This window comes from Amycolatopsis sp. NPDC114503 (assembly GCF_055633655.1).
This window is the reverse complement of record NZ_JBVKDT010000007.1, coordinates 344,130-357,763: the sequence shown is the minus strand read 5'-3', so window position 1 is coordinate 357,763 and position 13,634 is coordinate 344,130. Positions and strand designations below refer to the sequence as shown.

Genomic DNA, 13,634 nt, shown 5'->3' with positions numbered 1-13,634 from the left:
GTCAGATCTCCGCGTCGGAGAAACGCTTGTCCTGACGGTAATCCGTCAGGCGTCCCGACAGCGCGGTCGCGACCATCGCGGGGGCATCGGCACCGGCCAGTACGCGCAGCCGTTGGTCGGCAGGGTCGTTGACGTGGCGCAGGATTTCGGCGGCGATGTCCGCGGGAGGGGTGCCGCCGCCGGTGCCGGTCGTGGCCCACGGAACGGCCGTCGTGCCGAACATCCGCTCGCGCAGCCCGTCGTACGCCGGGTTCGGGGCGGCGAACCGCATGCTGCCGGTGGCCCATTCGGTGTCCATCCCGCCCGGCTCGACGATGCTCACCCGCACGCCGAATTCCGCGACCTCTTGCGCGATCGCTTCGCTCATTCCCTCCAGCCCCCATTTGCTCGCGCTGTAAAGCCCGAATCCCGGCACCGAACCGGCGCCGCCGACCGAAGAGATCTGCACGACGTGGCCCGACCGCTGCTCGCGCAGCACCGGCAGCGCGGCTTGGGTCAGCCACAACGCGCCCAGCAGGTTCGTCTCCAGGATGTCTCGCGCCTCGTCCTCGCTTACTTCTTCGGCCATGCCGACCAGCCCGTACCCGGCGTTGTTCACCACGACGTCCAGCCGGCCGAATTCGGCCACTGCCCGGTCCACGGTTTCCCGCGCCGCAGCCGAGTTACGCACGTCGAGCACGTGCTCGACGACATTCCGGTGCTCCGGCGCGCTGCCCGGCGTGCGGACGGTGGCCAGCACCCGGTCTCCCGCTTCCGCGGCGGCGATCGCCAACACCCGGCCCAGGCCGCGGCTTGTTCCGGTGATCACCCAGGTTCTCGTCATGCCGCGACGGTAGCACAAAACGAGACGGATCGTCTCGTTTCACTGAGCGTCGGTGATTCAGGCCTCCGCCGGGTAAGCGTTTCGCCGAGCGTCACGGACCGTCTCGTTTTGCTGAGCGCCAGCGATTCAGCCCTCGGCGGGGGTAGGCGAGATCGACCGGCGTCAGCGATTCAGCCCTCCGCCGGGTAGGCGAGATCGACCGGCTGCTCGGCCGGAGGCCCGTCCGGCCACCACTGGCCCGCGACCCGCACGAAGCGGTACCACCGGCTGTCCCGTCCGTACCGGAGCTGCACCGGCCCGGCCGTCACCCGGTTGCGCCACACCTTCACCTCCCCTGGCAACTCCGCCAGTTCCGCGCGCGCCACCGCCAGCGGCCCGGGCCCGGGACTCCACACGTCCCGCAGCGCCGCCAGCCCGCTCCGGCCCGCTTCCCGCCACGCCTGCGCGGACACGATCAGCTCCGACGGCGCGACCTCGGCAGCCGCGGCCAGCCCGAACACGTCCGCCCCCGGCCGGGCGGCGCGGCGGGCCAGGTCTTCGGAGAAAGTCAAGTCCGCCAAGGCATCCCGCGTGTGCAGCAGATCGAGCGCGAGCGACGCGGCGTCCGCGGCCAGAGCGGTGAGCGCGGCGGACGTCAGGCCGGTGCGGGCGGGCGGATCGAGGTCGAGCACGGCGGGCGGACCGGGTTCGCCGGGGATCGCGGGCAGCGGCGGCAACGGCGCGATCCGCCGCGAGTACGCCTTTTTCGGCGTCAGCCCGACGTCCGGCGCGCGAGCGGGCCGGGCGGCGCTGGGGGTCCGCAATTCGCGCAGCTGAGCCAAAACCTCGTCCCGGCCGCGGCCGCGCAGGGTGAACAGCACGAACGGATCGGCGTCCACCTCGTCGGCGACCAGGTAGTACACCGCCGCCACGTGTTTGCACGGATTCGCGCTGTCCGGGCAGGAACAGCGCGGCCGAAGATCGCCGGGGCCGGGCAGCAGATCGGCACCGGCTTCGCGGGACTGGACGGCCAGCTCCTCCGGCAGTTCGCCGTCGAGCAACGCGGCGGCGTGCCCGAGCCGGCGGCCCGCGACGTCGAGCAGCTTGTCCCATTCCTCCGCGCTGAACTCGCGCATCCGGATGGCGACGCGGTACGGATCCGGGCGGCTCCCCCGCACCCACGCGGTGATCTCGCCCGCGCTGATCGCCAGCTGGTCCACGACGCCCTTGCGCGCGTACGTCCTCCCGCGCGGCAGCCGGTTCGGGTCCAGCTTGGCGCGCTGCTCCAGCGCTTCCACCCACGCCCGGCCCCACCACCGGCGCCCGAACGTCCGCCGCGGCGGCATCAGCCGCTCCCGAGCCGGACGAGGTCGGCGAGCTGGTCGTCGGACAGCTCGGTGATCCAGTCCTCCCCCGCGCCGACGACCGCGTCGGCCAGCCCGCGCTTGGTTTCCAGCACGGCGGCGACGCGTTCCTCCAGCGTACCCTCGGCGATCAGCCGGTGCACCTGCACCGGCCGGTCCTGCCCGATCCGGTACGCGCGGTCGGTGGCCTGGTCCTCCACCGCCGGGTTCCACCAGCGGTCGTAGTGGATCACGTGCGTGGCCTGGGTGAGGTTGAGCCCGACGCCGCCCGCCTTGAGCGACAACAGGAACACCGGCACCTCGCCGGACTGGAACGCGGCCACCATCTCGTCGCGCTGGTTGGGCCCGACCTCGCCGGACAGCAGCGCGGTGGGCAGCCCGCGCTCGGCGAGCCGCCGTTCCAGCAACCGGCACAGCCGCACGTACTGGCTGAACACCAGCACGCTCTCGCCCTCGTCGAGGATGACGTCCAGCAGTTCCTCGAACGCCGCGAGCTTGCCCGACCGTCCGCTCAGCACGCCGGTGCTTTCCTTGAGGTAATGCGCCGGGTGATTGCAGATCTGCTTGAGCTCGGTGAGCAGCTTCAGCACCTGGCCGCGCCGCTGCACCCCTTGCGCCTCCCGGATCTGCGCGAGGTTCTCCCGCACGACCGCCTCGTACAGCGTGGTCTGCTCGGCGGTCAGCGGGACGTACCGGTCCGTCTCGGTCTTGCGCGGCAGCTCCGGGGCGATGTCCGGGTCGGTTTTGCGGCGGCGCAACAGAAACGGCCGGACCGTCGCGGCCAGTCGTCCGGTGACCGTCTCGTCCCGGTCCCGTTCGATCGGCCGCGCCACGGTGCGCCGGAATTTCTCCAGCGGGCCGAGCAGGCCCGGCGTGGTCCAGTCGAGCAGCGACCACAGCTCGGTGAGCCGGTTCTCGACCGGCGTTCCGGTGAGCGCCACGCGAGCCGCCGCGGGCACCTGCCGCAACTCTTTCGCCGTGGCGGACAACGGGTTCTTGACATGCTGCGCCTCGTCCGCGGCGACCATTCCCCAGTCCACTTCGGACAGCAGCTCCCGGTCTCGGCGCAGCACTCCGTACGTGGCGAGCACGACCTCGTCCGGAGCCAGGTCGTCGAGATGCCGGCCGCCGCCGTGGAACCGGCGCACCGGCACGTCCGGCGCGAACTTGCCGAACTCTCGTTCCCAGTTGCCCAGCAACGACGTCGGACACAGCACGAGCGTCGGCCCGGCAGCCTGGGCCCGGCGGTGCAGGTGCAAGGCGATGAGCTGGATTGTCTTGCCCAGCCCCATATCGTCGGCGAGGCAGGCGCCGAGTCCGAGCTCGGTCATGGCGATGAGCCAGCCCAGCCCGGCCCGTTGATACGGACGCAGCGTGGCGGTGAGTCCCGCCGGTTCCTCGACCGGCGCGGGATCCCGTTCGCGCAGGCGTTCGGCGAGCCCGGACAACGCCGGCTGCGGAGCGAACTCGACTCGTTCGCCGTCGACCTCCAGCTCGCCGGTCAGCGCGGCGGCCAGCGCTTCGGCCCCGGTGAGGCGCGAACGCCGGGCCCGCATTCGCGCCAGCAACGCGGGGTCGAGTTTCACCCACTGGCCGCGCAACCGCACCAGCGGGCGTTTCGCCTCCGCGAGCGCCGCCACTTCCTCGTCGGTGAGTTCGCTGCCGCCGAGGCTGAGCCGCCAGCGGAATTCCAGCAGGCCGTTGAGCGGGAACGCGGGACCGGATTCGCTCGCCGGGGCCTGCGTGACGCTCGCCTTCGCCCGGACCTCTCCGGAGAAAAGATCCTTGGGCCACAAGACTTCGATCCCCGCGCCGCCCAGGTCCCGAGCACCGGCTCCGAGCAGGTCGACTACGTCGTCGTCGGACAGCGGGAGCGAGGTGGGCGCCGGTTCGGACAGGACCCGGCCCAGCGGCGGCCAGGCTCGCGCGCCTCGCCTGAGCCCCAGCAGAAGCTGCGTTTCCACCTGGTCGCCGAGCCGGTGCAGGACTGCTTCGGGAGCGTCCCAGAGGGTGGCTGCTTCGACCACCAGGCTCGGTTCGAGAGTGGAACGAACGGCTAGGACCCCGGCGAATTCCTCGTCGGTCGCTTCGATCCTCAGCAGCAGTTGCGCACCGTCCGGACGTCGGGCTTCCAGTTCGGTGAGCCACGCCGCGCCGTCCGGATCCAGCAGGGTGGGCTGCGATTCCGCGAACGCCGCCCCGCCGGAACCGACTGCTGCAGCTGGGCTGCGGACCAGGACGTCCGCTGCTGCGTCCCATACTGCGCGCACTAGTGATTCCGGGGAATGCAGGCGGATTCGTTTGACGCCGGACAGCGGGAGTGCGTGTGCTTCGGGTGGCAGAGCTGCGGCGAGCCCGCGCAGGAGTTCCTCGTCGGCTGCGTCGAGGGGGCCGACTCGCCAGGTGCCGAGGCCGCTCGGGGTGGACGCTGGACGTAATCGGCCGCGCGCCACGAGGTTGACTCCGGCGTTGACCACTGCCGACCAGGCTGCGAGGGCCGGGCTGGTTTCGTCCGGCACGACGAGCAGGCGGGGGATGGCGTTCGCCAGTGGTACGAGCCGCGCTACTACCTCGGTGCGGGCGAATTTCCCGCCGCCGGGCAGGACTAGCTGGATCGGGGTGTCCCCCTCGATCTCGTCGCCCCACAGCGCCAGAACTCCCTCTCGCGGGGGATCCGAGGGGAGGTAGGTGGCTTGGGTGGTCTGGTCGAACTCCACTTGGGCACGGTAACGCGCGGGTCTGACAGTTCTGCTCGTCGCCTGGCGGCGACATTGCGGCCGGTCGGTTGCGTGGGGCACCCCGAAGCTTGATTGTGCTGACGGTTCGGGGGTGCTTGTCAAGGCGGGAAAGATGCCTTGACAAGCACCCCCGAACCGCAGGGAGGCTTCGTATCGGGGTGCGGGGGAAGGGCTGGGTGCCTCGATTGTTGAGTGCGCGGGCTGCGGGTTGACGGGTGAGTGGTCGTGAGGGTTCCCCTCACGGACGGCTACTTGTCCAGGAGCAGGTGGACGGAGAGTTCCAGGCGGCTGGCCACATCCGCGGCGGAGGCGCGGCGGGTCACCCAGGCGACCAGGTTCGCCATCCAGACGTCGGCGACCACGTGGAAGATGTCGCGGTCCGCTTCGGTCGGGTCGTCGATGCCCATCGCGCTCGCGAACATGTCCTCCATCAGCCTGCCGACCAGTTCGACCTCGGCGGCCGCGGACGTGTCGGCGAACATGAACGCGCGCACCATCGCCTCGGTGAGGTGCGGATCGCGCTGCATGAGGCGGGTGTTGCGGCCCAGGACGAACATCAAGCGCTCGGCGGGGGTTTCGCCGGGGATCGCGCTGCGCTGGATCTTTTCGTGCGCGGCCTCGAACTGCTGCGCCAGACCCGACACGAGCAGGTGAATCTTCGACGGGAAATACCGGTACAGCGTGCCCAGCGCGACGTCGGCTTTCTCCGCGACCGCGCGCATCTGCACCGCGTCGTAGCCGCCCTTGGAAGCCAGCGAGAGTGTCGCGTCGATGATGCGGCGGCGGCGGTCCCGCTGGGCCGCGGAGCCCAGTTCCTCGCCCATCGCGCCGAGGCCGTTCGCCCGCGTTTTCGCCGCCGGCGTCTTCGCCTTCCCCGGCATCGCCATTCCCCTCTGTCGTCGCGCAAGCAGCCTTGCGGAACTCGTTCCAGTTTCCGGCTTAGCGTACCTGCCCTGGAGAAAGGTTCAACTCTCGACCGCCTGGCGGAAAAACTGTAACACGTTCTACACTCGCCAGTAGCTCTGTACCCCGCGAGGAGGAGACCGATGCCGGTCGCGCTCACCGAGGAACAAACCGCGCTCGCCGCCGCCGTGCGGGACTGGGCGGCGGCACACGATCCGGTCGCCGCCGTGCGCGCGGCCGAAACCACAGGCGCCAGCCTGCCCGACGGATTCGCGGCGCTGGGCCTCACCGGCATCGCGCTGCCCGCGTCGGTGAACGGGGCGGACGGGACTGTCGCGGACCTCGCGGCCGGGCTCGCCGCCGCGGCGGAAGCGCTGGTGCCGGGGGCGTTGCTGAGCACCGCGCTGGCCGGGCTCCTGCTTGCCGAGCACTCGAAAGAACTCGCCGCCGAGATCGCCGACGGGACCGCGCAGGTCGCGGTGCAACTGGACGAATCGGCGACCGTACCCGGCGCGGACGCTGGGTCGTGGTTGCTCGCGCGCCGGGGCGAGCAGTACGTCCTGGTACCGCCGGGGGCAGCGGTGGAACCGTTGGCCCCCTTCGACTTTTCCCGGTCGCTGGGCCGCGTCAAGCCCGAACTGCCGGGCGAGGTCCTCGACCTGCCGGACGTCCGCGATCTCGCGGCGACGCTCGCGGTCGCGGAGGCGGCAGGCGTCGCGCGCTGGTGCCTGACGACAGCCGTCGAGTACGCCAAGGTCCGGGAACAGTTCGGACAGGTGATCGGCGCTTTCCAGGCAGTGAAACACCTCTGCGCGGAGATGTTGTGCCGCACCGAAGCCGCCGAGGCGCTGGCCTGGGACGCGGCTTCGTCGGCAGGCGATCCGCTGGCCGTCGCGAGCGCGGCGGCGGTGGCGCTGGACGCCGCCGTCGAGAACGCGAAGGACTGCATCCAGGTGCTCGGCGGGATCGGGTTCACCTGGGAGCACGAGGCGCACCTGTACCTGCGGCGCGCGCTGGCGCTGCGGCAGTGGCTCGGCGGTTCGCAGCGGTGGCGGAAGCGGGCCGCGGACCTGGCGTTGGCCGGGAAGCGGCGGACGCTCGGGGTGAACGTCGGCGAGGACGCCGAGGTGACCCGGCTGGTCGCGGAAATCGCCGCGCTGCCAGAGGAAAACCGGCGCACCGCGCTCGCGGACTCGGGTTTGCTGGCCCCGCACTGGCCCCAGCCGTACGGCATGGGCGCGGACGCGGCGACGCAGCTGCGGATCGACGCCGCGTTGACCGCCGCCGACCTCCGGAGGCCGGACCTGGTGATCGGCGGCTGGGCGGTGCCGACGATTCTCGCGCACGGCACCGACGACCAGCGTGAACGCTTCGCCAAGCCGACGCTGCGCGGCGAGGTGACGTGGTGTCAGCTGTTCTCCGAACCCGGTGCCGGCTCGGATCTCGCATCGCTGCGCACGGTGGCGCGCCGGACCGACGGCGGCTGGCTGCTGACCGGGCAGAAGGTGTGGACGTCGCTCGCGCACGAGGCGGATTGGGCGATCTGCCTCGCTCGCACCGACCCGGACGTGCCGAAGCACAAGGGAATCACGTACTTCCTGGTCGACATGCGCGCGGCCGGAATCACCACGCGGCCGTTGCGCGAGATCACCGGGCGGAGCGTGTTCAACGAGGTCTTCCTGGACGACGTGTTCGTTCCGGACGCTGATGTCGTCGGCGAACCCGGCGCGGGCTGGAAGCTGGCGCGCACGACGCTGGCCAACGAACGCGTCGCGCTGGGCCGGGGTTCGGCGGTGGGCGAGAACGTCGAAGCGCTGCTGGAATCTGCACCGGAGGACGTGGATCGCGACCGGCTCGGTGCGTTGATCGGCCAGGGCAGCGCGTGTTCGGTGCTCGACCTGCGAGCGACACTGCGGCGACTGGACGGACTCGGGCCAGGCTCGGAATCGTCGGTGGCGAAGCTGCTCGGGGTCCGGCATCGGCAGGAAACGGCCGAGTTCGCCCTCGACCTCGCCCCGGAGCTGGTCGCGGAAACCCCGGCGGCGCAAGAGTTCCTGCTCACCCGCTGCCTGTCCATCGCGGGCGGCACCACGCAAGTCCTGCTGTCGGCCGCCGCGGAACGCGTGCTCGGCCTGCCGCGCTGAGAAGTCCGTGAGGGGAACCCGAAGGACTCCGGGCTCCCCTCACGGAACGTTATTCGGCTCGGAAAGCGGCGGCGAGGCGGGCGTATTCGTCCAGCAGCGCCAGCGTTTCCGCCTCCGGCAGCGTCGGCAGCATGAACCCGTACCGGTCCAGTCCGGCGTCGGCGTACTGCTTGATCGCGTCCGCGTCGGCCGGTCCGCCGAAGAGCGTCGACGGCATGTCCCCGCGCCCCGCCTCAGCGAGCTGCTGACGCACGCGGCGCACCCCGTCCGGCGACACCGCGGGGTTCGGGATCCAGCCGTCGCCGTGCTCGATCAGCCGCTTCAGCGCCGCGTCGCTCGCGCCGCCGACCAGGATCGGCGGATGCGGCGTCTGCACCGGCTTCGGCCACGCGAAGATCGGGTCGAAGTCGATGTGCTTGCCGTGGAACTCGGCCTCCTCCTGCGTCCAGATCGCCTTCAGCGCGGCGATCTGCTCGTTCAGCAGCGCGCCCCGGGTCTTCGGGTCGGTGCCGTGATTGGCCATTTCCTCCCGGTTCCACCCTGCCCCGACGCCGAAGGAGAACCGGCCGCGCGACACCAGGTCGAGCGAGGCCACCTCCTTCGCGGTGTGGATGATGTCGCGCTGGATCAGCAGCACGACACCGGTGCCCAGCACCAGGTTCGAGGTGTTCACCGCGGCGGCGGTCAATGCCACGAAGGGGTCAAGCGTGCGGTAGTAGACCCGCGGCAGCTCGCCCCCGCTGGGGTACGGCGTTTCGCGGCTCGTCGGGATGTGCGAGTGCTCCGCGAGGAAGAGGGACGCGAAGCCGCGCTCCTCCGCCGCCTCGCCGAGCACGTCGGGCCGGATGCCTTCGTCGGTCACGAACGTCGAGATGCCGAAATCCATGCCTCCTTCTACTCCGCGGATCGGGCAAGTATTCCCGCGGACGGTTGACAGATCACCGGCCTCGTCCGCTAGCGTTAAATCATCACCCGTTGAATAGGAGGCCCCGGATGGACGTGACGGACGTCGACTTCGAGGAGATGTACCAGGGCAAGACCCCGATCGGGGAGAAGGTTCCGTGGGACATCGAGGGCCCGCAGCCCGCGGTGGTCGCGCTCGAAGCGGACGGCGGATTCCACGGCGACGTGCTCGACATCGGTTGCGGCCTCGGCGAAAACGCGATGTACCTCGCGTCTCGCGGGCACCGCGTGACCGGTCTCGACGGCGCGCCGTCCGCACTCGCGCGGGCCCGCGAAACTGCCGCGAAGCGAGGCCTGGACCTCACCTTCGACCAAGCGGACGCAACCCGGCTCGAGGGGTACGAAGACCGTTTCGACTCGGTCCTGGACAGCGCGCTCTACCACTGTCTCGACGAAGAACAGCGGCGCGCGTACGTGGCAGCGCTCGTGCGCGCGACCAAGCCCGGTGCACAGCTGAACGTGTTCTGCTTCTCCGACGCGGTGCCGGCGAATTTCCCGGTGCCGTACCGGATCACCGAGCAGAATCTGCGCGAAACGGTCGGCAACGGCTGGACGATCACCGTGCTCGAACCGGCCGTCTACACCACCGCGATGAGCCGCGAGGGCCTCATCGCCGCGGTCGCCGCCGTCTCCCAGGACGAACAGCCGGACCCGACCGCGCTCGACGCGCTGGACGTCGACGAGCAGGGCCGGGTCCTCGTCCCGATGTGGCGGCTGGCCGCGCGGCGCGCGTGAGGCGTCAGACGTTGCGCCGGTACTGGCCGCCGACCTCGAAGAACGCCTCGGTGATCTGACCGAGCGAGCACACCCGCGCGGCATCCATCAGCACGTCGAACAGGTTGCCGCCGCGGGTGGCCGCGTCGCGCAGCGCCTTGAGCGCCTGCTGGGCCTCCTCGCGGTGCCCCTGCTGGAATTCGGCGAGCCGGCGCAGCTGGGACTGCTTCTCGTCCTCGGTCGCGCGGGCCAGCTCCACCTCGACGTCGTCCTCCCCCGCCTTCGGATTGCGGAAGGTGTTGACGCCGATGATCGGCAGCGAGCCGTCGTGCTTCTTGCGTTCGTACAGCAGCGATTCGTCCTGGATCCGGCCGCGCTGGTAGCCGGTCTCCATCGCGCCGAGCACGCCGCCGCGTTCGGAGATCCGGTCGAACTCGGTGAGCACGGCTTCCTCGACCAGGTCGGTCAGCTCGTCGATCACGAACGAACCCTGCAGCGGGTTCTCGTTCTTCGACAGGCCCCACTCCTTGTTGATGATCATCTGGATGGCCATCGCACGGCGCACCGAGGACTCCGAAGGCGTGGTGATCGCCTCGTCGAACGCGTTGGTGTGCAAGGAGTTCGCGTTGTCGTACAGCGCGCACAGCGCCTGCAGCGTGGTGCGGATGTCATTGAAGCTCATCTCCTGCGCGTGCAGCGAGCGGCCGGAGGTCTGCACGTGGTACTTGAGCTTCTGCGAGCGGTCGTTCGCCCCGTAGCGCTCGCGCATCGCCACGGCCCAGATCCGCCGCGCGACCCGGCCGAGCACCGAGTACTCCGCGTCCATCCCGTTGGAGAAGAAGAACGACAGGTTCGGCGCGAAATCGTCGATGTCCATGCCGCGCGCCAGGTACGACTCGACGTAGGTGAACCCGTTGGCGAGCGTGAAGGCCAGCTGCGAGATCGGGTTCGCCCCGGCCTCGGCGATGTGGTAGCCCGAGATCGACACCGAGTAGAAGTTGCGCACCCCGTGCTGGATGAACCACTCTTGGATGTCGGCCATCATCCGGAGGCTGAACTCGGTGGAGAAGATGCAGGTGTTCTGGCCCTGGTCTTCCTTCAGAATGTCCGCCTGCACGGTGCCGCGGACGTTCTTCAGCGCCCACTCGCGCACTTCGGCGGCCTCGGCCGCGGACGGCTCGCGCCCGTGCTCCTCGCGGAACGCGGCGAACTTCTGGTCGATCGCGGTGTTGAGGAAGAACGCGAGGATCGTCGGCGCGGGGCCGTTGATCGTCATCGACACCGAGGTGTTCGGCGCGGTCAGGTCGAAGCCGTCGTAGAGCGCCTTCATGTCGTCCAGCGTCGCGATGGAGACGCCGGAGGTGCCGACCTTGCCGTAGATGTCCGGGCGGGTGTCCGGGTCGTGGCCGTAGAGGGTGACCGAGTCGAACGCCGTCGACAGCCGCTTGGCCTCGGAATCGGCTGACAGCAGCTTGAACCGGCGGTTGGTGCGGAACGCGTCGCCCTCGCCGGCGAACATCCGCGCCGGATCCTCGCCCTCGCGCTTGAACGGGAAGACGCCCGCGGTGTACGGGAAGTAGCCGGGCAGGTTTTCCCTGCGCAGGAAGGAAAGCAGCTCGCCGGACTCGGTGTAGCGCGGCAGTGCCACGCGCGGGATCCGGTTGCCGGACAGGGTTTCCCGCCACAGCTGGGTGTGCAGCTCCTTGTCCCGGATCTTCACCACCAGCTCGTCCTGCCGGTATTCCGCGGCGAGCGCCTGGAACCGTTCGAGGAGCTTTGTCGATTCTCCGTCCACATCGGACTCCGCGGCGGCGAGCAGGCCGTCCAGCGCATCGGTGTTCGCGTCCACTTCGGACAGCGCGGCCTTGGCCTCGGCCAGGTGCTCGTGCTTGCGGACCGCGGCGACCTGCTTCTCGGTCTGCTCGTGGTATCCGCGCACCGTCTCGGAAATGTCGGCGAGGTAGCGCGCCCGGTTGCCCGGGATGATCGTGCTGGCGTCCGTCGAGACCTTGCCCGACACCGCCGGCAGCGTACCGGCCGACACCGACAACCCGCGGTCGGCGAGCATATCGCGCAGGTGCTGGTACAGCGCGGTCACGCCGTCGTCGTTGAACTTCGCCGCGCTCGTGCCGTACACCGGCATTTCCTCCGGCGCGGAGCCGAAAGCCTCGCGGTTGCGCACCATCTGACGCGCGACGTCACGCCGCGCATCCTCGGCGCCGCGACGCTCGAACTTGTTGATCGCGACCACATCGGCGAAGTCGAGCATGTCGATCTTCTCCAGCTGCGACGCGGCGCCGAACTCCGGCGTCATCACGTACAGCGACTCGTCCACGTAGTCGACGATGCCCGCGTCGCCCTGGCCGATGCCCGGCGTCTCCACGATCACCAGGTCGAACCCGGCCGCCTTGCAGGCGAGAATCGACTCGCTCAGCCCCGCCGGAATCTCGCCGCTGGTGGTACGAGTGGCCAGCGAGCGGAAGTACACCGGCGAGCCGTCAAGGCAATTCATCCGGATCCGGTCGCCGAGCAGCGCACCGCCGCCCTTGCGCCGCGACGGGTCCACCGCGAGCACCGCGATGCGCAGCTTGTCTTCCTGGTCGAGCCGGAAACGGCGGATCAGCTCGTCGGTCAGCGAGGACTTGCCGGACCCGCCGGTACCGGTAATGCCCAGCACCGGCACATGCTTCTTCCCGGCGGCCTCAGTGATCGCCGACAGCCATTCGGCAGGCAGGTTTTCGCGCTGCAGCTGGGTGATCACCCGCGCGAGCGAAGGCACGTCGCCCGACAGCAGCTTCTCGACCGAGGCGGGCGGCTGCGCGGACAGGTCGCTGTCGCAGGCCTTGATCATCATGTTGATCATGCCCGGCAGGCCCATCTCGTAGCCGTCTTCCGGCGAGAAGATCCGCGCCACACCACGGGAATGCAGCAGGTCGATCTCCTCGCGCACGATGACGCCACCGCCGCCGCCGAACACCTTGATGTGCCCCGCGCCGCGCTCGTTCAGCAGCTCCACGAGGTAGCTGAAGTACTCGACGTGCCCGCCCTGGTAAGCGGAGATGGCGACGCCCTGGACGTCCTCGGCGATCGCGGCCGTGGCCACCTCGTCGACGGAGCGGTTGTGGCCGAGGTGGACCACCTCCGCGCCCTGGGACTGCAGGATCCGGCGCATGATGTTGATCGAGGCGTCGTGGCCGTCGAACAAGCTGGACGCCGTGACGAACCGGACCGGGTTCGCAGGACGGTACAGATCGCTGCCGCTCATCCTCTCAATTTACTAGGACTTCCTACTATTGGAAACCCGAGCCCGAAGTGACCCGGCTCTCAGGCTGCCCGCCCACTTGGTTTCCCCCTGCTCGGACCCGCCCTGGTCCAGTGAAAATTTCCGCGCCCTATGCCCAGCCCACCAGGCCCGCTCCGACCCCCCTGGTGACCCTCACCCACACGAAAGCAACCCGCCATGGCCGACCTGATCTACCTCGCCCACACGTCGCTGGACGGCTGCGTCGAAGCCCCGCCGGAGAATTCGACTGGCCCCACATGGGCCCGGAACTCTCGGACTACGCGAACGAACTGTCCAACCGCGCCGGAATGTTCGCCTACGGCCGCCTGGAACACCCAAATCGCCGCCGCGACCTAACCGAAGAAGTCACCAAACACAAAGCAGCCGCAGCTGGCGACATCGTCCTGATAGACGGCTACGCCCTAGCCGCAGAACGAGGCCGCCGCAACCTCATAGACGAGTACCTGACCTGCATCCACCCAGTAATCCGAGGCGGAGACAAACGCCCCTTCACCGAAAACACCGACCGCACAGAACTACAGCTAATCGAACCCCGCACCTTCGACCACACGGTCGTCCTGCTGCATCACCGCACGAAGCGCTGACCACTCAACCCGACCCAACCGCGGGATCGCGTCGGGGGTTGGGGGGGGGGGGGGTGTTCGGTGCGCCCGCGCGAGACACACACCTCCCCCCCGACCACCGCCCCGCGTACACCCTCGC

9 protein-coding genes are annotated in these 13,634 nt (G+C 69.7%); 3 read left to right on the top strand and 6 right to left on the bottom strand.

Annotated elements, in window-relative coordinates:
• Position 1: 1 nt before the first annotated feature.
• The 4 genes from ACZ7OI_RS29810 to kstR form a co-directional block, all read right to left on the bottom strand.
• Positions 2-823 carry an SDR family NAD(P)-dependent oxidoreductase gene (locus tag ACZ7OI_RS29810; protein WP_470267444.1) on the bottom strand — a complete coding sequence of 274 codons (822 nt, stop codon included), beginning with the start codon at positions 821-823 and terminating at the stop codon, positions 2-4.
• Between the two features lie 170 nt (positions 824-993).
• Positions 994-2,148: an SWIM zinc finger family protein gene (locus ACZ7OI_RS29805; protein ID WP_470267443.1), complete on the bottom strand. Its 1,155-nt coding sequence runs from the start codon at positions 2,146-2,148 to the stop codon at positions 994-996.
• Positions 2,148-4,883 (bottom strand): DEAD/DEAH box helicase, encoded by a 2,736-nt coding sequence (locus ACZ7OI_RS29800; RefSeq protein WP_470267442.1) that lies wholly within the window; start codon positions 4,881-4,883, stop codon positions 2,148-2,150. Before ACZ7OI_RS29800 ends, ACZ7OI_RS29805 begins: the two co-directional genes overlap by 1 nt.
• A gap of 269 nt (positions 4,884-5,152) precedes the next feature.
• Positions 5,153-5,791, bottom strand: a complete 639-nt coding sequence (kstR, locus tag ACZ7OI_RS29795) for a cholesterol catabolism transcriptional regulator KstR (protein ID WP_470267441.1) — start codon at positions 5,789-5,791, stop codon at positions 5,153-5,155.
• A gap of 159 nt (positions 5,792-5,950) precedes the next feature.
• On the opposite strand from kstR, the gene ACZ7OI_RS29790 reads away from it, so the two are divergent.
• Positions 5,951-7,951, top strand: a complete 2,001-nt coding sequence (locus tag ACZ7OI_RS29790; RefSeq protein WP_470267440.1) for an acyl-CoA dehydrogenase family protein — start codon at positions 5,951-5,953, stop codon at positions 7,949-7,951.
• A gap of 49 nt (positions 7,952-8,000) precedes the next feature.
• Here ACZ7OI_RS29790 and ACZ7OI_RS29785 read toward each other — a convergent pair whose 3' ends face one another.
• Complete coding sequence (locus ACZ7OI_RS29785; protein ID WP_470267439.1) at positions 8,001-8,837, bottom strand: LLM class F420-dependent oxidoreductase; 837 nt, start codon at positions 8,835-8,837, stop codon at positions 8,001-8,003.
• Between the two features lie 107 nt (positions 8,838-8,944).
• Between ACZ7OI_RS29785 and ACZ7OI_RS29780 the strand changes: the two genes are divergently transcribed.
• Positions 8,945-9,649 (top strand): class I SAM-dependent methyltransferase, encoded by a 705-nt coding sequence (locus ACZ7OI_RS29780; RefSeq protein ID WP_470267438.1) that lies wholly within the window; start codon positions 8,945-8,947, stop codon positions 9,647-9,649.
• A 4-nt stretch (positions 9,650-9,653) separates the two neighbouring features.
• On the opposite strand, the gene icmF is transcribed toward ACZ7OI_RS29780, so the two are convergent.
• Positions 9,654-12,893: a fused isobutyryl-CoA mutase/GTPase IcmF gene (gene icmF / locus ACZ7OI_RS29775; protein WP_470267437.1), complete on the bottom strand. Its 3,240-nt coding sequence runs from the start codon at positions 12,891-12,893 to the stop codon at positions 9,654-9,656.
• Positions 12,894-13,168: 275 nt separating this feature from the next.
• Between icmF and ACZ7OI_RS29770 the strand changes: the two genes are divergently transcribed.
• Positions 13,169-13,516 carry a dihydrofolate reductase family protein gene (locus tag ACZ7OI_RS29770; RefSeq protein ID WP_470267436.1) on the top strand — a complete coding sequence of 116 codons (348 nt, stop codon included), beginning with the start codon at positions 13,169-13,171 and terminating at the stop codon, positions 13,514-13,516.
• The last annotated feature ends 118 nt before the right edge of the window (positions 13,517-13,634 follow it).